Raw genomic sequence first — 18,746 nt, 5'->3', positions numbered from 1 at the left:
CATGTCGACGATCAGCCTGAAATCGATCCGCAAATCCTACGGCAAGACCGAGGTCATCCACGGTATCGACGCCGAGATCGCCGATGGCGAACTGATCGTCATCGTCGGCCCGTCGGGCTGCGGGAAGTCGACGCTTTTGCGCATGGTCGCCGGACTGGAGACCGTCACCAGCGGCGAGATCGCCATTGACGGCAAGCGGGTCAACGAGCTCGAGCCGATGGACCGCAACATCGCCATGGTGTTCCAGAGCTACGCGCTCTACCCGCATATGAGCGTGTTCGACAACATGGCCTACGGGCTGAAAATCGCCGGCAGGCCGAAGGCGGAGATCGCCGAGCGCGTGGCGAAAGCCGCCCAGATGCTGCAGCTGGAAGAATTCCTGCAGCGCAGGCCGCGCGAATTGTCGGGCGGCCAGCGCCAGCGCGTGGCGATGGGCCGGGCGATCGTGCGCAAGCCGGCGGCGTTTTTGTTCGATGAGCCGCTGTCCAATCTCGATGCCAAGCTGCGCGTGCAAATGCGCCTCGAAATCAAGGGCCTGCAGCGCGACCTTGGCGTGACGTCGCTCTATGTCACCCATGACCAGGTCGAGGCGATGACGCTCGCCGACCGGATGATCGTGATGAATGCCGGTGTGGCCGAGCAGATCGGCGCGCCGCTCGACGTCTATCAGGACCCTGAAACGGTATTCGTCGGCGGCTTCATCGGCTCGCCGCCGATGAATTTCATCGCGCCGCGCGTCTTTGCCGGCAGCGGCACCGCCCTGCCCGCCGCGCTCGCGCGCGCGGTCGGGTCGGGCGGCAAGGATATGCTGGTCGGGCTGCGGCCCGAACACATGGTGCTGTGCGCGGCGGACGAGGCGATGCTGAGCGGCACGATGCGTTATGTCGAGCCGCTCGGGGCGGAGACGCTGGTCCATGTCGCGCTCGGCGACGACACCCAGATCACCGTGCGCCAGGAGGGCATCGCCGAGGTGCCGGAAGCCGGCGCGGCCTGCCCCATGCGCTTCGATCCGGCCTATCTGTGCCTGTTCGACGGCAACGGCAAACGCGTGAGGCCCGTCGACTGATCGCCGGCGCGGTCCTGCCCGGCGGCGGACGGCTTGAAGACGGCGCGATTTCCTGAAACCCTGCCCGGAGCGAATGCGAAGGAGCATGGCCATGAAGACATTTGCGGCGGTTGCGGTTGGGGCGGGCAAGCCGCTTGAGGTGATGGAGGTCGATCTTGAGGGGCCGCGCGCCGGCGAGGTTCTGGTCGAGATCAAGGCGACCGGCATCTGCCACACCGACGAGTTCACGCTGTCGGGCGCCGATCCGGAGGGGATCTTTCCGGCGATCCTCGGCCATGAGGGCGCCGGCGTGGTGGTCGATGTCGGGCCGGGCGTGGAGAGCCTGAAAAAGGGCGACCACGTCATCCCGCTTTATACGCCCGAATGCCGCCAGTGCCCGTCCTGCCTGTCGCAGAAGACCAATCTGTGCACGGCCATCCGCGCCACCCAGGGCCAGGGCCTGATGCCCGACGGCACCAGCCGGTTCTCGATCGGCAAGGACAAGATCCACCATTATATGGGCTGTTCGACCTTTTCGAACTTCACCGTGCTGCCCGAGATCGCGCTGGCCAAGGTCCATCCCGACGCCCCGTTCGACAAGATCTGCTATATCGGCTGCGGGGTCACCACCGGCATCGGCGCCGTCCTCAACACGGCAAAGGTCGAGATCGGCGCCACGGCGGCGGTGTTCGGGCTCGGCGGCATCGGGCTGAACGTCATCCAGGGCCTGCGGCTGGCCGGCGCCGACCAGATCATCGGCGTCGACCTCAACAACGACAAGAAGGCATGGGGCGAGAAATTCGGCATGACGCATTTCGTCAACCCGACGGAAGTGGACGACGTGGTGGCCGAGATCGTCAACATGACCAAGCGCGGCGCCGACCAGATCGGCGGGGCCGACTACACGTTCGACTGCACCGGCAATGTCAAGGTGATGCGCCAGGCGCTGGAAAGCGCCCATCGCGGCTGGGGCGAGAGCATCGTCATCGGGGTCGCCGGCGCCGGCCAGGAGATTTCGACCCGGCCGTTCCAGCTCGTCACCGGCCGCACCTGGAAAGGCACCGCCTTCGGCGGCGCCAGGGGCCGCACCGACGTGCCGAAGATCGTCGACTGGTACATGGACGGCAAGATCCAGATCGACCCGATGATCACCCACACGCTCACCCTCGACGAGATCAACACAGGCTTCGATCTCATGCACAAGGGCGAAAGCATCAGAAGCGTCGTCGTGTTCTGAGCCGGGGGAGGAAGGCTTGCAGCATCGCGCGGCACGCAAAGGAAAGCGCAAGGCGGCGCGCTTCGCGGTCATGCTGGCGGTGCTGATTTTTTCGGGAACGGCGATCGCGGCGGAGGCGGCGTTCCACGGTTCGTTCGCGTTTCGCTGGACACGCGAACCCGACGACCGCCATCGGGAAATGGTGCTTTTGTCCGATGTCAGCTTCGTGGACCCGGCGGGCCGGGTCTGGCAGGTGCCGGCCGGAACCCGGATCGACGGCGCTTCGATCCCGCCGTCATTGTGGTCCTTTTCCGGCTCGCCCTTCGTCGGCAATTATCGACGCGCGTCGGTGGTTCACGACCATTTCTGCGCGATCAAGACCGCGCCGACATCCGCGGTGCACCGGATGTTCCGCGATGCCATGGCGGCCGACGGCGTCGGCCAGCCCGAACGCCAACTGAAATACGCGGCAGTCAGCCTTTATAGCTGGCTTGGCGGCCAATGCGGCAAGAAGGAGTCCGTTGTCGAAACACTATACAGCGCAGCTGGCGAAGCGGGATTTGCCAAGACGGAAGAATTAAACTCCCTATTGCTTTCTCTGCAGTTCATGAGCTCTGCCCAACCATTCTCCGCGGCGATTGCTGAGCGGTTCGCCGACGTCGCGCAGATCAAACACCGTCGCACCTTCGCAGCGATGCTTGCCTATCGCGACACGCCGTCGGAGGACAATCTCGACCGGCTCGCAACCGCCATCCGCGCGGAATCACCAAGTGACAGCGAGTTGGAAAACCTAATCCTGCTGTCGCGCGCGGTGCTTCCGGACGAAAACAGCATTCTTCTCGAACAATAGGAAATTCAGTGCCCACGAACACGACCCCGGCGATCCTGGTCGACGCCGATGCCTGCCCGGTGAAGGAGGAGGTGATGCGGGTGGCCGAGCGCCACGGGCTGGTCGTCACCTTCGTGGCCAATGGCGGCTTGCGGCCGTCGCGCGATCCGATGGTGCGCCACGTGGTGGTGGCCAAGGGCGCGGACGCGGCCGATGACTGGATCGTGGACCACGCGGCCAAAAACGACATCGCGGTAACCGCCGACATTCCGCTCGCCGCCCGGCTGGTGGCGAAGGGGGTTCACGTTCTGGGCCCGACCGGCAAACCGTTCAGCGAAGCCTCGATCGGCATGGCGCTCGCCATGCGCGACCTGAAGCAGCATCTGCGCGAGACCGGCGAGATCAAGGGGTATAATCGCGGTTTTTCGGCCCGCGACCGCTCCGCCTTCCTGGGCGCGCTCGACAGAAGCGTGCGCCAGGCGCTCAACGCCGCGCGTCAGGCGCCCCCTTCCCCGACCGCGCCGGCCTGAGGCGACAACGCACGCGCCGAGAACGGGTCGCGGCGGCGGAAAAGCCGCGCCGGCGCGGCCGCGCACCCGGCGGGGGTTTGGAATCGCGCCTTGCCATGTTAGGACCAAGCCCTTCCCGCCGCCGCACGCTCGGCGAAGCACGCCCTTTTTTCAAACCAGACGACCGGCCCCATGCGCCGGCAGAGACATGATGAGCATGAAGACAGTCTCGACGGCAAAATCCCACGACGGCGTGCAGGGCGTCTACACGCACGCGTCCGAAAGCTGCGCCTGCGACATGACATTCGCGGTATTCGTGCCGCCGCAGGCGGCTGCGGCGCCCTGCCCGGTGGTGTGGTACCTGTCGGGCCTGACCTGCACGCACCAGAACGTGATGGACAAGGGCGAATATCGCCGTCTGGCGGCCGAGCTCGGGCTGATCGTGGTGTGTCCCGACACCAGCCCGCGCGGCGAAACCGTGCCCGACGACGCGCAGGACTGGCAGTTCGGCTCGGGCGCCGGCTTCTACGTCGATGCCACGCAGGCACCCTACGACGTAAATTATCGCATGTATTCCTACGTCACCGAGGAATTGCCGGCGCTGATTGCACAAAATTTTCCCGCCGACATGTCCCGCCAGGGAATTTTCGGCCACTCCATGGGCGGGCACGGCGCACTGACCGTGGCGCTGAAAAACCCGAAACGCTTCAAGAGCTGCTCGGCCTTCGCGCCGATCGTCAGCCCGTCGACCTCGGACTGGTCGAAAAAGGCCTTCGAGCGCTATCTCGGCGCGGATGAGGAGGCCTGGCGCGCCCACGATGCCTGCCTGCTGATCGAGGACGGCCACCGCTTCGGCGAGATTCTGGTCGACCAGGGCGGCGCGGATGGTTTTCTGGAGGACGGGCTGAAACCGTGGCTGCTGGAAGAGGCCTGCAAAAAGGCCGGCATCTCGCTCGCGCTTCGCATGCGCGAAGGCTACGACCATTCCTATTTCTTCATCTCCACCTTCATGGAGGACCACCTGCGCTGGCACGCGCAGCGGCTTGCCCAGGGTTAATCGCGACCTGCAATGACGCATGGCGTGCTTCCCGCCCCCGGCCGGCGCAACTAGGATAAAACCGAAACCGAAGCCCAGGAGGCAGACGATTTCATGGCCGTTGTTACATCGATACACAGCCGCGCGCCCGACACCGACACGTTCGGCGGGCGGCTGTCACGCACCCGCGACTCGCTCGGCCTGAGCACGGGCCAGCTCGCCCGCCGCGTCGGCGTCAAGCAAAAGACGATCGAGCAATGGGAAAGCGACCGCTCCGAACCGGGCGTGGAGCGGCTGTCGCTGCTTGCCGGCGTGCTGAACGTCAACATGATCTGGCTGCTGCACGGCGTCGGCGACGCGCCGGAGGACGATATCGGCCCCGACCCCTATGCCGCGATCACCGCCCAGCTCGAGCGCCTCAAGCGCATGCACGAGGATACCGGCCGCATCATCGAGCGCATCCAGCGCGAACTCGGCCGGCTCGAAGACGAGCGCTGAGGCCGTCGCCCGCAGAGCCGACATTCCAATCGCGACGGTCTAGGCGCGCCGCGGCGTAGCCGGGCAACGACGGCGCCGGTTCCCTACCAACCCGGCCAATCCCCAGTTTCAGCCGCGTACACCGCGTGACAAGGCGGCGGCACTAGGATATGGTCCACCTCGTCTCGGGCCGAAAGCCCGGCCTGCTTGCGGGAGAGAGCCGTTTACGGCCGCCGAAGGGGAAATCGCCCGAAATCTCTCAGGCAAAAGAACCGCAGCAGGTCAAGACGCTCTGGAAAGTCGGGGGGTGATCCCCGCGCCGAAGGTGTAAGCGCCGCCGACAGAGTTCCGGCAGTGCGAGTCTCTCAGGCTTCCGACAGAGGGGCGCGATTCGTCCGTCACAAGACGGACGGCAACGCGTTTCTTTGGAGAAGCAATGACGACGACCGAAACGGCACAAAAACTACCCCTGCACGATATCCATGAACAGGCCGGCGCCCGGTTCGGCCCCTTCGCCGGCTGGTCGATGCCGATCACCTATCCGCTCGGCGTGATGAAGGAGCATCTTCACGTCCGCGAGAAGGCCGGGTTGTTCGACATTTCGCACATGAAGCTGTTCGTCGTGTCGGGACCGCAGGCGGCCAAGCTGATCGCGCGCGCCTGTCCGTTCGAGCCGGACGGGCTGGCGCTCTCCCAGGCACGGCTGAGCTTCTTCCTGAACGACAAGGCCGGCATTCGCGACGATCTGATCGTCACCCGGCTCGGTGACACGCGCTTCATGATTGTGGCGAACGCCGGCAACGCGGCCGCCGACGAGGCGCATCTGCGTGCGCTGGCGGCGGATTTCGATGCCGAGATTGAGCCTCTGGAGCAGATATTCCTGGCGCTGCAGGGTCCGCAGGCCGAGGCCGCGCTCAACCGCGCCGGCGTGGCCACGGACGGGCTTTATTTCATGCACGGGCGCGAGCCCAAGCCGGACTGGTTCCTGTCGCGCTCGGGTTATACCGGCGAGGACGGGTTCGAGATCGCGCTGCCGGAAACCGACGCGCGCGCGCTGGTCGCGCGGCTGACTTCGGACGACGACGTGGAATGGATCGGGCTTGCCGCGCGCGACAGCCTGCGGCTGGAGGCCGGGCTGTGCCTGCACGGCCAGGACATCTCCGCCGAAACGACCCCGGTCGAGGCGGCGCTGTTGTGGGCGATCCCCAAACCGGTGCGCGAGACCGGCGATTTCGTCGGAGCAGAGGCGCTGCGCGCGGCGATCGCGGCGGGGCCGACGCAAAAGCGCGTCGGGCTGAAGCCGGAAGGCCGCCAGCCGGTGCGCGCCGGCGCGACGCTGCTCGATGAAGACGGCAACGTTGCCGGCCGCGTCACCTCGGGCGGGTTCGGCCCCTCCGCCGGCCATCCCGTCGCGATGGGCTACGTCACGGCCGACCTCGCGCAAGCCGGAACCCAGCTCACCGTGGAAGTGCGCGGCACGCGCATACCCGTTGCCGTGCACGCCCTGCCGTTTACGCCCCATCGCTATCTCAAAGGATAATCAAATGACCAAAACCTATTTCACCGACGATCACGAATGGATCCAGGTCGACGGCGACATCGCCACGGTCGGCATTACCGACTACGCCCAGGAGCAACTGGGCGACCTGGTGTTCGTCGATCTGCCCGCAGTCGGCGCGACGCTGGCCAAGGGCGACACGGCCGTGGTGGTCGAATCGGTCAAGGCGGCATCGGACGTCTACGCGCCGGCCGACGGCGAGGTGACCGGCGTCAACGACACGCTGTCGACCGAACCCGGCCTGATCAACACCGCCGCCACCGGCGACGGCTGGCTGTGGAAGATGAAGCTCACCGATGCCGGCCAACTCGACGGCCTGATGGACGAAACCGCCTATAACGCGATGATCGGATAAGGATTCTCCATGCCTTCCACCGCCACAACCGCCACCTTCGCGCGGCGCCATATCGGCCTGGGTGCGGCCGACGAGCGCACCATGCTGAAGACGCTCGGGCTGACCTCGCGCGAGACGCTGATTGCCCAGGCGATCCCGAAATCGATCCGTCTGGAGCGCGAACTCGATCTGCCGCCGGCAGCCGACGAAGCCGCCGCGCTGGCCGAGCTGAAGGCGAAGATGGACATGAACGTCGTCGCCAAGTCGTTCATCGGCCAAGGTTATCACGGCACTGTGGTGCCGGCGGTTATCCAGCGCAACCTGTTCGAGAACCCGGCCTGGTACACCGCCTACACGCCCTACCAATCCGAGATCAGCCAGGGGCGGCTGGAAATGCTGTTCCATTTCCAGACCCTGGTGACGGAACTGACCGGGCTGCCGGTGGCCTCGGCCTCGCTGCTCGACGAGGCGACCGCGGTCGCCGAGGCGGCCGGTATCGCTCTCAGGCATCATCGCGACAAACGCCACCGCGTGGCTCTGGCCGGCACGCCGCATCCCCAGGTGCGCGACGTGCTCGAAACGCGCATGGCACCGCTCGGCGTCGAGATTGCCGATGGCGCGGTCGACGACCAGACCGCTGCGCTGATCGTGCCGTGGCCCGATACGTTCGGCGTCTATCGCGACCACAGCGAGGCGATCGCCGCGGCGAAGGCGGCCGGTGCGCTGGTGATCGTGGTCGCCGACCCGCTGGCGCTGGCGCTGACCCAGGCGCCCGCGGAGCTGGGCGCCGACATCGCCGCCGGCTCCATGCAGCGCTACGGCGTGCCGATGGGCTATGGCGGGCCGCACGCGGCCTATCTCGCCGTTTCCGACGCGCTGACGCGGCTGATGCCGGGCCGACTGGTGGGCCAGTCGAACGACCGTCACGGCAGGCCGGGCTACCGGCTCGCCCTGCAAACGCGCGAGCAGCATATCCGCCGCGACAAGGCGACCTCCAATATCTGCACCGCGCAGGCGCTGCTGGCCAATATGGCGGCGGCCTATGCGATCTGGCACGGGCCGGACGGCCTGCGCGCCATCGCCGGCACGGTGCACGGGCTGGCCGCGCGGTTTGCCGCCGGCGTCGAAAAGGCCGGATACGAGATCGCCGGGCCGATGTTCTTCGATACGGTGACGGTCAGCGCGCCGGGTAAGGCGCAGTCGATCGTCGCCGCCGCGCAGGCCGACGGCCGGCTGCTGCGCGCGATCGACGACGATCGCATCGGCGTCGCCTTCGACGAGACAACGAGCGAAGACGACCTTGGCGTGCTTTGCGCCCTGTTCGGGGCCGAAGCGCCGCGCGAGGCCGCGTCGGCCCTGCCCGAGCAACGGCCACGGGATGGGTTCCTGACCCAGCCGGTGTTTCATGAAAACCGGTCCGAAACCGAGATGATGCGCTTTCTGCGCCGCCTCGCCGACAAGGACCTGGCGCTCGACCGGGCGATGATCCCGCTCGGCTCGTGCACGATGAAGCTCAACGCGGCGGCCGAGATGGCGCCGGTGGGCTGGGCCAGCGTCGGCGGACTGCACCCGTTCGCGCCGGCAGAACACGCCGCCGGCTATCGGGCGATGGCCGACGACCTGGAGGCGTGGCTGGCCGAGATCACCGGTTTCGACGCGGTGTCGCTGCAGCCCAATGCCGGCAGCCAGGGCGAATATGCCGGACTGCTGGCCATCCGCCGCTACCACCTGGACAACGGCGACGACCAGCGCGACGTGTGCCTGATCCCGACGTCGGCGCACGGCACCAATCCGGCCAGCGCGGTGATGGCGGGCATGCGGGTGGTGATGGTCAAGTGCACCGAGGCCGGCGATGTCGACGTCGACGATCTGACCGCCAAGGCCGAACAGCACGCCGAGCGGCTGGCAGCGGTGATGATCACCTATCCCTCCACGCACGGCGTGTTCGAGGAGGGCATTCGCGGCATCTGCGAGACCGTGCACGCGCATGGTGGCCAGGTCTATCTCGACGGCGCCAATCTCAACGCCATGGTCGGGCTCGCCCGGCTCGGCGACATTGGCGGCGACGTGTGCCACATGAACCTGCACAAGACCTTCTGCATTCCGCATGGCGGCGGCGGACCGGGCGTGGGGCCGATCGGCGTCAAGGCGCATCTCAAGGCGTTCCTGCCGGGCCATGTCGCGCTCGGCAGCGACCACGCGGTGGCCGCCGCGCCGCTGGGCAGCGCCTCGATCCTGCCGATCACGTGGATGTATATCCGCATGATGGGCGCGCCGGGGCTCCGGCACGCGACCGAGGCCGCCATCCTGGCCGCCAACTACATCGCAGAACGACTGAAGGCCCATTATCCGGTGCTTTACGCCGGCCGCAACGGACGGGTCGCGCATGAGTGCATCCTCGACACGCGGGTGCTCAAGGACACGGCCGGCGTGACGGTCGAGGATGTCGCCAAGCGGCTGATCGATTACGGCTTCCACGCGCCGACAATGTCCTGGCCGGTGGCCGGCACGCTGATGGTGGAACCGACCGAATCCGAGCCGTTGTCGGAGATCGAGCGCTTCTGCGAGGCGATGATCGGCATTGCCCAGGAGGCGGACAAGGTCGCCACGGGGCAATGGCCGAAGGACGACAATCCGCTGGTCAACGCCCCGCATACAGCGGCCGAGGCGATGGGCGACGACTGGCCGCATCCCTATTCGCGGCGCGAGGCGGCCTTCCCGGCCGGCGAGCGCGACGGCGGCCTGAAATACTGGTCGCCGGTGTCGCGGGTCGACAATGTCGGCGGCGACCGCAACCTGGTCTGCGCCTGCCCGCCCGTCGAGGCGCTGGCAAGCTAAGCCGGTCCTGCCGGCAAGAAAAACCGGTCCCGCGCCGCCGTTGCGCGGGACCGGCCGGCGGCAACGGCGCGCTTTGCCGCCCCCGCCTTCAAATCGCCGCGCCGCGCGCGCAACGGTTTCGGTCCGCATGCGCTTGAGCCTCGCATCACGATCGGTTATGCGGCGGACCGCGCCCTGCCTGGCATTATCCTCGCGACCGCGTTCCGTGGCACACTCGGCAGTGATTCGCAGACTGGACCCAGATCGCCCATGGACGACAGCAACGACCTTTTCGCCGCGCTCGACACGCCCGCATCGCCACCCGCCGAGCGCGCGCCGTCCACACCGCCGCGCGCCGCCAAACCGGCGCCCGCGGCCAAGGATGGCAGCGAAGCCTACAGCGCCGCCGACATCGAGGTGCTGGAAGGGCTGGAGCCGGTGCGCCGGCGGCCGGGCATGTATATTGGCGGCACCGACGAAAAGGCGCTGCATCACCTGTTCGCCGAGGTGATCGACAACTCCATGGACGAGGCGGTCGCCGGCCATGCGACCTTCATCGAGGTCGAGCTCGACGCGGACGGTTTTTTGACCATCACCGACAACGGACGCGGCATTCCCGTCGACCCGCACCCGAAATTTAAGTCGAAATCGGCGTTGGAAGTGATCATGACGACGCTGCATGCCGGCGGCAAATTCGATTCCAAGGTCTACGAAACCTCCGGCGGCCTGCACGGCGTCGGCATCTCGGTGGTCAACGCGCTGTCGGATTCGCTCGAGGTGGAGGTGGCGCGCGGGCGCCAGCTCTACCGGCAGCGCTTCTCGCGCGGGCTGGCGCTGGGGCCGCTGGAAAAGCTCGGCGAGGTCCACAACCGGCGCGGCACGCGCGTGCGCTTCCATCCCGACGCCCAGATTTTCGGCAAGGAGCTGCGGTTCGAACCGGCGCGGCTGTGCCGGATGGCGCGCTCGAAGGCCTATCTGTTCGGCGGCGTGGAAATCCGCTGGTCCTGCGCGCCCGAGCTGATCACCGGCAAGGACGAGACGCCGGCAAAGGCGGTGTTCCACTTTCCCGGCGGGCTGCGCGATTACCTCACCGCCTCGCTGGGCAACGAATTCCAGGTCACGCGCGAAGTCTTCGCCGGCAAGAGCGAGCGCCAGGGCGGCCACGGCTCGGTCGAATGGGCGGTCACCTGGTACGGCGGCGACGGTTTCGTCAATTCCTACTGCAATACGATCCCCACGGCCGAAGGCGGCACGCACGAGGCCGGTTTCCGCGGCGCGCTGATGCGCGGCCTGCGCGCCCATGCCGAACTGGTGGGCAACAAGCGCGCCTCGATCGTTACCGCCGAGGACGTGATGGTTTCGGCGGCGGGCATGCTGTCGGTCTTCATCCGCGAGCCGGAATTCGTCGGCCAGACCAAGGACCGGCTGGCGACGCTCGAGGCGCAGAAGATCGTCGACGCGGCGGTGCGCGACGCCTTCGACCATTGGCTGGCCGACAATCCCCAGGAGGCCACGAAACTGCTCGACTGGGTGATCGCGCGCGCCGACGAACGCGTGCGCCGGCGCCAGGAAAAGGAAGTCAGCCGCAAGTCGGCGGTGCGCAAGCTGCGCCTGCCGGGCAAGCTTGCCGACTGCACCCAGAACGCGGCGGCGGGCGCGGAGATATTCATCGTGGAGGGCGATTCGGCCGGCGGCTCGGCCAAGCAGGCCCGCGACCGCAAATTGCAGGCGGTGCTGCCGCTGCGCGGCAAGATCCTCAACGTGGCCAGCGCCGGTCATGAAAAACTGTCCGCCAACCAGCTGATCTCCGACCTGATCCAGGCGCTCGGTTGCGGCACGCGCTCGAAATATCGCGAAGAGGACCTGCGTTACGAGCGGGTCATCATCATGACCGACGCCGATGTCGACGGCGCGCATATCGCCTCGCTTTTGATCACCTTCTTCTACCAGGAAATGCCGGAGCTGATCCGCGGCGGCCATCTCTTTCTGGCGGTGCCGCCGCTCTACCGCATCAGCCAGGGCGGCAAGGTCGCCTATGCGCGCAACGACGCGCACAAGGAGGAGCTGCTGGCCGCAGAATTCACCGGCCGGGGCAAGGTGGAGATCAGCCGCTTCAAGGGCCTGGGCGAGATGATGGCCGCGCAGCTCAAGGAGACCACCATGCAGCCCGGCAAGCGCACGCTGTTGCGCGTCGAGGTGGCGGACGACGCCACGACGACCTCCGACGCGGTGACGGCGCTGATGGGCACCAAGCCGGAAAGCCGTTTCCGCTTCATCCAGGACCGGGCCGAGTTCGCGCGCGACCTGGATATCTAACGACAGGCAACGTCAAGACACGATCGCCGAAACCCTGCGCGGCGCTGCCATATCGATTCAGCGTCGTGCCCGATCTTCTTGTTTTGATGGTTGAAACGCGCATCGTCGCATAAGCCGTGCCGACGCAGCGACGCGCTGCTCACGCCGCGCGGCGCGCTTCCTCGCGCAGCCAGTCGGCAAGCCGGCGCGCCAGCCGCGACGCTCGCCCGGCGCTGACAAGGCGCAATTCGCCGGTCGCCACCGCCGGCGCGTCGGGCAGGTGGACGAGCGAGCCGGCCGCGGTTTCCTTGACCGTCATGAACGGCGCCGCCAGCACCATGCCGAGACCGGCGGTGGCGGCGTGGATGGCGGCATCGTCGGTGTCGAAACCGTGGCCGAAATTCAGGGCGCCGAAGGCGATGCCGGCCTCTTCGGCCCATAAGCGCCAATCCCAGTCGCCAGTGGTGGCCGACAGAGCCGGCACACGGCCGACATCGCCGCGCCGGGCGAAGCGGCTGCGCTCCAGCAGGGCGGGCGACAGCATCGGCCGGCAGACATCCTTGAACAGAAGCGCGCCCGGACCATCCTCGCCACGGCGCAGATAGCTGATGGCGATATCCGCCCGGCCGCCGAGTTCGACCCGGGCGTAGTGGGTCGTCTCCAGCCGGATGCGCGCCTCGGCCGCGCCCGCCTTGAAACGCTCGAGGGCGGGGATCAGCCAGCGCACGGCAAGCGACACCGAAGCGCGGACGACGACCGCGTCACGGTCGCGGTAGAGCGCGTTGGCGGCCTGCTCGATCATCGCCAGCGCCGGCGTCACGTCGCGCTGGAACTGGCGGCCGGCATCGGTGAGCGCGATCGAATTGTTGCGCCGACGGAAGAGGTTTACGCCGATCCGCTCCTCCAATGCGCGAATCTGGTGGCTGACGGCCCCGGGCGTCACGCCCAGTTCCTCGGCCGCCGCCAGCATGCCGCCCAAACGCGCGGCGCATTCGAACACGCGCACCGCGTTGAGGGAAAGCTTCGGATTATTCTGCATCAAGAAAACTCATTCAGAAAAAATTCTTCTCGTTTTATCCGAAGCATGAAGGCTGAGAGAAAATAGCGCAACTGCATCCTCATCCGGTCGGAGAAGCCGATTGCGCGCCAGGAATTTCGAGGCCGTCCTGTGGACGACGGCCGGCACCGCCCTGTTCACGCTGGTATTCGCGTCGGGCAAGTTTGCCGGCGACAGCGCCAGCGCGCCGCAGATCCTGTGGTTGCGTTATGTCGGCGGGCTGACGACGCTTGTCGCCGTACTCGCCGCCACCCGGCAGCCGCCGCGGCGTTTCGTCAGCCGGCGGCCGCGATCGCATCTGCTGCGCGCGCTGTTCGGCGCCAGTGGCGGCATGGCGGCGATCCAGGCCGCGGCCGGCATGCCGATCGTCGACGCGACGGCGATCGGCCTGCTGCAGGTCGTTTTCGCCATCGGGCTGGGCGTGTGGCTGCTGGGCGAGCGGATCGGGTCCCGGCAGTGGGCCGGCATCGTGCTGTGCACCGCCGGGGCGGCGGCCATTGTCGTGTCCAAGGGTGCGTTTCGGGCGCTCGAACCCGCCTATATGCTGCCGGCCGCGATCGCGGTCACCGGGGCCGTACTGGTGGCCGGCGAGGCGATCATGATCAAGACGCTGAGCGTGCGCGAGACGGCCCTGACCGTGCTTTTATACGTCAACGCGTTCGGCGTCCTGATCCTGGCCGGTCCCGCCTGGCTTGGCTGGCGCCCGCTCGACATTGGCGGGCTGTGGCCGTTCCTGATGCTCGGCCCGATCGCGATCACGGCGCAGTTCTGCACCATACGGGGTTACCGGCTGGCCGATGTCGCGTTGCTGGGGCCGGTCGACTATAGCTGGCTGGTGTTTGCCGGCATTTTGGGGTTCCTCTTTTTCGGCGAGGTGCCCGGCGCGGCCTCCTATGCCGGGGCGGCGCTGATCCTGGCCGGCGGGATCGTTCTGGCGCGCGTAAGGAGCTGAACCCGCCCGCCCCTAGCGCGCCGCATTGTCCGCTCACAAACCCGATGGGCCGGCCGTGAAGGCGCGGAACGCGCCATAGCGCCGGCTCGGCAAGGCTTTCAGAACCACAATTCGCTGCTAGAGTGCCCGCGATGCGCATTCGATCCCTGATTTCAGCCCTACTGCTCGTTGTCGCCGCCCTGTGCGCCCTGCCGGCCGCAGCGCAGGCGCTGGCGCCGGCGACCACCAAGGCCGTCGAGGCGGCGAGCCGGCTGATGAAGGGCGATGCGGCCAACCTGGCAGCGGCGCTGAAATTGCTCGAGGACGGGCTCGGCGCGCTTGCGCCGTCCGCGCATGCCGACCGCTATGTACTGGCGGCGTCCGCCGCGTCGGTGGCGCGGCTGGTAGAAAATTTCGAGCGCTCCCAGAAGCTGTTTGCGACCGCGGCCGAGGCCATCAGCCAGGTGCCGGGCGAGGACGACCGCCATGCCGCCACGCTCGAGGCGCGCGCCTCCGACCTCGTGCGGCTGGAGCGCCTGGACGAGGCCGACGCCCAATATGAACGCGCCTTCGTGCTTCGCGAAGAAAGCGGGACCACGCGCACCGGCACGGCCGTCGAGGCGGCTTCTTCGCGGCTGTTGCTGGCGCTCGCCCTGCGCTCGGAAGAGCGGATCGCCGCCGGCCTGCAGCGGCTTTCCGCGTCGCTGCAAAACAATCCGGAAATCGACAAGCGGCGCGAACTCTCGGCCAATATCGCGCTGGCGAGAGCCTATCGCCACCTCGGGCTTTACGACGGCATGCTGGCCTTCACCGAAATCGCCAACCATCTGTTGATGCAGGCGCTGACCGAGCGAAAGCTGACGATCGCGGCCGGCACGACGCCGGTGGGGCTGAGCTGCGCGCAGGAAGAATTCTTGCGCCGCGACCTGGCCGGCCTGCTGATCGCGGCGGCGGAATTCGACGCGGCCGAGAACGCGCTGGCGGGACCGCTGTTCGTCGAAGACTGCGCCGACACCGTCGCCTCCGACCAGGGGCGCTATCTCAACAGCATGCTCGCGCGGCTGGCGCTCGCCGCCGGCGCACCGGTGATCGCACAGGCCAGGCTGGTCGACTTCGCCCGCGACGGCGCCGAGGCCGGTTCGGATGCGCTCGACACGGCGATCGCCCGGGCCCGGCTCGCCGCCGCCAACACGCAGCTCGGCTTTCTCGGCCGCGCCGCGCCCTATTATGCCAGCGAGGCGGCCCGGAACGGATTTCGCGATCTCGACAACCAGATCGAGCATCTGATCGCCTGGGCGCTGCACGATTTCCTGTCCGGGCGCGACGACAACAGCCTGGCGCGCCTCGACGCAGCCGCCGAACTGGCGCGCGAGCAGCGGCCGCGCGACTGGTTCCTGCGCGCCCGGATCGATTTCCGGCGCATCTATCTGCTGATCGACGCCGGCCGGCTCGACGCGGCGAAAACGATCCGCGAGGCCTTCGAGGTCTTTTACGAAAAACACGCGGCCGAGATCGCCGGCGCGCAAAAACTCGCCCTCGGCACGCCGCGCGCGGAAAGCGTCCTGGCCTCGCTGCGGGCGCTTGGCGACCTTCTGGCGGCCACGGCAGGCTCGGACAAGGCCACCGTCGCCCGCCTGCTGGAGGCCTCCCAGAAGGTGGGTCCGCCGTCCCTGCCCGGCCTCGAATATTTCGCCCAGCGCGCCTATCTCGACGCCTGCGTGCTGGCGCGGGGTACGCAAGCCTGCCGGTTCGAGATGGCGCTGAACTTCGCCCTGCCCTACAACGTGCCCTATCGCATTCCGACGCTGCTGGCCTCGCAGCACTTGCCGACCCTGTCCGGCGACCTGTTCCGCTACGGTCCGTTGCGCGACCGGCTCTACGGCCCGCTGAGCGACCGCCTGTGGCAAGCCGCGCGCGCCGCCGGCGCCGAGGCGCGCGACCTGGTGCCGGGCGACGCCGACGCCGCCGCGCTGGCCGCTGCCATGCAGGGCGCGGCAACCGCGTTCGAATTCGCCCAGCAACTGGTGGAAGGCGCGGCCGAGAAGACCGCCAACCAGGTCGCCCAGCGGCTTTCGGCCGGCGACACTCGGCTCGGCGCGTTGCTGCGCCGGCGCGACCTGTTGTCGGAGCGGATCCTGCGCGCCCGCCTCAGCCTGCTGAAAGGCGGCGGCGACGGCGACATAGACGCCGATCTGGCCGAACTCGACGCCGTGCATGCCCAAATCGGCCGCGATTTTCCCGATTTCAAGGCGCGCTACCGCTCCGATCCGGTGAGCTGGCACGACATGCGCGACCTGCTGTCGGCCCGCGAGGCGGCGGTGCTGATCCACAGCGCGGCGGACACCACCGATATTTTCGTCGTCGACAAGGAGCGGCTCCACTGGCGGCGGGTCGATCTCGGCGCTGCCGCGCTGTCGAAAAAGGTGCGTGCGCTGCGCGCCGGGCTCGACCCGACAGGCGGGGCCAGAAGCGCGCAGCCGCTGACGCTCAACCCGGACATGGCAGGGTTCGACCGGGCCGCCGCCCACGCGCTCTACCTGACGCTGTTTTCGGACCTCGAACCCGTGCTTGCCGACAAGGAATTGCTGGTCGTGGTCAACGGGCCGCTGGCGGCCCTGCCGCTTTCGGTGCTGGTGACCGCGCCGCCGGAAGAAGACGGCCGCACGCCATGGCTGATCCGGCGCAACGCGATCTCCGTGCTGCCCTCGCTGGCCATGCTGCGGCTGCGCGCGTTCGCGCAAACCGAGCGCCGCGCGGCCGGTTTCGTCGGTTTCGGCGACCCGGTCTTTTCGCCGGACGGGAGCGCAAGCGGCACGTTGTCGAAACTTGCCCCGCTGCCCGGAACGCGCCGCGAAGTCGAGGCGATCGGCGCGATCTTCGAGCCCGCCGAACGGGCGATCTATCTCGGCCGGGCGGCGAGCGAAACGGCTGTGCGAGACGCCCGACTGACCGGCCAGCAGGTGATCGCCTTCGCCACGCACGGGCTGGTCGCCGGCGAACTCGGCCGCGACAGCGAGCCGGGCCTGGCGTTTTCCGCACCGGCGGCGACCGCGGCCGGCGACGACGGGTTTCTGTCGGCCTCGGAGGCGGCAACACTGACCCTCGACGCCGACTGGCTGCTGTTATCGGCCTGCAACACGGCCGCGTCCGACGGCAATCCCGACTCGCAAGGTTATTCAGGCCTGGCGCGCGCGTTTCTGTTTGCCGGCGCCCGCGCCATCCTGGTCTCGCACTGGCCGGTGCGCGACGACGCCGCGCCGCTGATCACGGCCGAAGCGATCAAGTGGCGGCGGCAAAACCCCCAGGCCAGCCCGGCACGGGCGCTGCAGCACGCGCTGCTGGCGATGATCGACGACCCGGCGAGACCCGACCATAGCGATCCGGCGGTGTGGGCGCCGTTCGTGGTGTTTTCAGGCGGGCGGTAGCGGCGAGCTCTAAGCCGCGGCGATGGCCAAAGCGTGGCCGCGCGCGTTTTCGCGCAGCGCCTCAAGGTGAATCGATTTGATAAGATTGGCAAGCCCGCCGCAATCGACCGGGTCGACCGCCTCGCCACGCGCGTCCTGCAGGCAGCGCAGCATCATGTAAGAGACTTCCTGCGCGCCGGCGACGCGCTTGCCCCTGGCGACCTCGCGCCAGACGGCGAGCGCGCAAAGCACGGCCGCATGGGTACCGGCCGGCAGTCTGGCGGCGCGGAACAAAGCCGCAAGGGCCGCATCGCGCCCGCCAGACAACAGCGCCCGCACCCGGCTTTCGGGCTGGCCCGACAGCGCCACCAGCGCGGCGCCGAAAAAGTCGATCTTGCCATGCGCGATCACACGGACGAGAAAACCGGTCGTCAGGTCGCCGCGCATGCGCAGATGCTCCACCAGCGCGGCGAACTCGGCCGGGCGCGTGCCGTCGATCAGCGTCAGGGAGGCGCGCGTGCAGGCCTCGCGCATCAGCCGCTCGGCGCGCGCCTTGCCCATCAGGGCCGTGACCAGCGGCGATGTGGTCAACACCTCGCCGAGCGAGATCACCAGCGCGTGGCGGGTCTCCGACGGCAGCGCGGGATGGTTGACAAGCGCCTCGCGCACCGGCGCCAGCCCGCCCAGACGCTCGGCGATGCGGCGAAAACTCACCGAGGCGATTTCGGCGCCCGGATTGCGCAACAGCGCCACACAGGCGTCCGGCTCGCCGACCTCGGCGATGGCCGCCGACAGCGCCATGGACACGCGGGCGCGGGAGGAGATCAGACCCTGCGCGGCCGCGCCGGAGGCCGCGACCAGATCGATCAGATCATTGTCGCCCAATACGGGGGAAAGCGCCAGCACGGGCGCGGCGACCTCGGGCTGGTCGGCGGCGAGCGCGGCGACGATCTGCTGGGGCGCGCGCGGGCTGAGCTTGAGCGCCTCGGCCATGGCCATGCGCACCTTCGGCGACGGATCGTCGAGCAAAAGGGTGAGCGCAGCCTCGGCCGCGCAGCGGTCCTCGAAATCGAGGTCCGACACGATATAGGCGCGCGCCAAAGCGTTGGCGGCGGCGGCCCGGTCGGCCACCCGCGCCGTATCGATCCATTTCAAGAAATGCTGAACAATCATGTCGTCCGTCTGGCCCCACCGTTGCGCCGACCGTAGGGGGAATTGGTTTACGAACGGTTCACCAT

14 protein-coding genes and 1 riboswitch are annotated in these 18,746 nt (G+C 67.9%); of the genes, 12 read left to right on the top strand and 2 right to left on the bottom strand.

What is annotated here, in order from left to right; genetic code table 11:
• The first annotated feature begins 1 nt into the window (after position 1).
• The 10 genes from ugpC (at position 2) to parE (ending at position 12,137) form a co-directional block, all read left to right on the top strand.
• Positions 2–1,066 (top strand): sn-glycerol-3-phosphate ABC transporter ATP-binding protein UgpC, encoded by a 1,065-nt coding sequence (ugpC, locus tag ACT2B0_RS07530; RefSeq protein WP_473463175.1) that lies wholly within the window; start codon positions 2–4, stop codon positions 1,064–1,066.
• A 91-nt stretch (positions 1,067–1,157) separates the two neighbouring features.
• Entirely contained in the window at positions 1,158–2,282 is a 1,125-nt protein-coding gene (locus tag ACT2B0_RS07525; RefSeq protein WP_473463172.1) for an S-(hydroxymethyl)glutathione dehydrogenase/class III alcohol dehydrogenase, read from the top strand.
• 187 nt (positions 2,283–2,469) lie between these two features.
• Positions 2,470–3,111 carry a DUF1353 domain-containing protein gene (locus tag ACT2B0_RS07520; RefSeq protein WP_481658467.1) on the top strand — a complete coding sequence of 214 codons (642 nt, stop codon included), beginning with the start codon at positions 2,470–2,472 and terminating at the stop codon, positions 3,109–3,111.
• Between the two features lie 8 nt (positions 3,112–3,119).
• A complete protein-coding gene (locus ACT2B0_RS07515) occupies positions 3,120–3,620 on the top strand; it encodes a YaiI/YqxD family protein (protein ID WP_473463167.1) in 501 nt (166 codons plus the stop codon).
• 196 nt (positions 3,621–3,816) lie between these two features.
• Positions 3,817–4,656, top strand: coding sequence for an S-formylglutathione hydrolase (fghA, locus tag ACT2B0_RS07510; protein ID WP_473465846.1), 840 nt, complete (start codon positions 3,817–3,819; stop codon positions 4,654–4,656).
• Positions 4,657–4,749: 93 nt separating this feature from the next.
• Positions 4,750–5,133 carry a helix-turn-helix domain-containing protein gene (locus tag ACT2B0_RS07505; protein ID WP_473463163.1) on the top strand — a complete coding sequence of 128 codons (384 nt, stop codon included), beginning with the start codon at positions 4,750–4,752 and terminating at the stop codon, positions 5,131–5,133.
• Between the two features lie 178 nt (positions 5,134–5,311).
• A riboswitch (glycine riboswitch) is annotated at positions 5,312–5,397 on the top strand.
• 151 nt (positions 5,398–5,548) lie between these two features.
• The gene (gene gcvT, locus ACT2B0_RS07500) at positions 5,549–6,652 is read left to right on the top strand and encodes a glycine cleavage system aminomethyltransferase GcvT (RefSeq protein WP_473463161.1); all 1,104 of its coding nucleotides are present in this window, start codon (positions 5,549–5,551) and stop codon (positions 6,650–6,652) included.
• A 4-nt stretch (positions 6,653–6,656) separates the two neighbouring features.
• Positions 6,657–7,025, top strand: coding sequence for a glycine cleavage system protein GcvH (gene gcvH, locus ACT2B0_RS07495; RefSeq protein ID WP_473463158.1), 369 nt, complete (start codon positions 6,657–6,659; stop codon positions 7,023–7,025).
• A gap of 9 nt (positions 7,026–7,034) precedes the next feature.
• The gene (gene gcvP / locus ACT2B0_RS07490; RefSeq protein ID WP_473463156.1) at positions 7,035–9,842 is read left to right on the top strand and encodes an aminomethyl-transferring glycine dehydrogenase; all 2,808 of its coding nucleotides are present in this window, start codon (positions 7,035–7,037) and stop codon (positions 9,840–9,842) included.
• Between the two features lie 249 nt (positions 9,843–10,091).
• Positions 10,092–12,137, top strand: coding sequence for a DNA topoisomerase IV subunit B (gene parE / locus ACT2B0_RS07485; protein ID WP_473463153.1), 2,046 nt, complete (start codon positions 10,092–10,094; stop codon positions 12,135–12,137).
• Between the two features lie 139 nt (positions 12,138–12,276).
• Here parE and ACT2B0_RS07480 read toward each other — a convergent pair whose 3' ends face one another.
• Positions 12,277–13,155, bottom strand: coding sequence for a LysR family transcriptional regulator (locus ACT2B0_RS07480; protein ID WP_473463151.1), 879 nt, complete (start codon positions 13,153–13,155; stop codon positions 12,277–12,279).
• Between the two features lie 100 nt (positions 13,156–13,255).
• Here ACT2B0_RS07480 and ACT2B0_RS07475 point away from each other — a divergent pair, with 100 nt between their 5' ends.
• Together ACT2B0_RS07475 and ACT2B0_RS07470 are read left to right on the top strand one after the other, a co-directional pair.
• The gene (locus ACT2B0_RS07475; RefSeq protein WP_473463149.1) at positions 13,256–14,125 is read left to right on the top strand and encodes a DMT family transporter; all 870 of its coding nucleotides are present in this window, start codon (positions 13,256–13,258) and stop codon (positions 14,123–14,125) included.
• 131 nt (positions 14,126–14,256) lie between these two features.
• A complete protein-coding gene (locus tag ACT2B0_RS07470; protein WP_473463146.1) occupies positions 14,257–17,529 on the top strand; it encodes a CHAT domain-containing protein in 3,273 nt (1,090 codons plus the stop codon).
• Between the two features lie 9 nt (positions 17,530–17,538).
• Here ACT2B0_RS07470 and ACT2B0_RS07465 read toward each other — a convergent pair whose 3' ends face one another.
• Positions 17,539–18,681, bottom strand: coding sequence for a DUF2336 domain-containing protein (locus ACT2B0_RS07465; protein WP_473463145.1), 1,143 nt, complete (start codon positions 18,679–18,681; stop codon positions 17,539–17,541).
• Between the last annotated feature and the right edge of the window lie 65 nt (positions 18,682–18,746).

Source organism: Nitratireductor sp. J20-h4 (genome assembly GCF_056780505.1).
Note: the sequence above shows the minus strand (reverse complement) of the source record. Positions and strands in the feature narration are given on the sequence as shown.

Bases quoted from the DNA above. Each gene is read 5' to 3' on its own strand.
- ugpC (WP_473463175.1), top strand. From the start codon at position 2: ATGTCGACGATCAGCCTGAAATCGATCCGCAAATCCTACGGCAAGACC.
- ACT2B0_RS07525 (WP_473463172.1), top strand. From the start codon at position 1,158: ATGAAGACATTTGCGGCGGTTGCGGTTGGGGCGGGCAAGCCGCTTGAG.
- fghA (WP_473465846.1), top strand. From the start codon at position 3,817: ATGAAGACAGTCTCGACGGCAAAATCCCACGACGGCGTGCAGGGCGTC.
- ACT2B0_RS07505 (WP_473463163.1), top strand. From the start codon at position 4,750: ATGGCCGTTGTTACATCGATACACAGCCGCGCGCCCGACACCGACACG.
- gcvT (WP_473463161.1), top strand. From the start codon at position 5,549: ATGACGACGACCGAAACGGCACAAAAACTACCCCTGCACGATATCCAT.
- gcvH (WP_473463158.1), top strand. From the start codon at position 6,657: ATGACCAAAACCTATTTCACCGACGATCACGAATGGATCCAGGTCGAC.
- gcvP (WP_473463156.1), top strand. From the start codon at position 7,035: ATGCCTTCCACCGCCACAACCGCCACCTTCGCGCGGCGCCATATCGGC.
- parE (WP_473463153.1), top strand. From the start codon at position 10,092: ATGGACGACAGCAACGACCTTTTCGCCGCGCTCGACACGCCCGCATCG.
- ACT2B0_RS07480 (WP_473463151.1), bottom strand. From the start codon at position 13,155: ATGCAGAATAATCCGAAGCTTTCCCTCAACGCGGTGCGCGTGTTCGAA.
- ACT2B0_RS07470 (WP_473463146.1), top strand. From the start codon at position 14,257: ATGCGCATTCGATCCCTGATTTCAGCCCTACTGCTCGTTGTCGCCGCC.
- ACT2B0_RS07465 (WP_473463145.1), bottom strand. From the start codon at position 18,681: ATGATTGTTCAGCATTTCTTGAAATGGATCGATACGGCGCGGGTGGCC.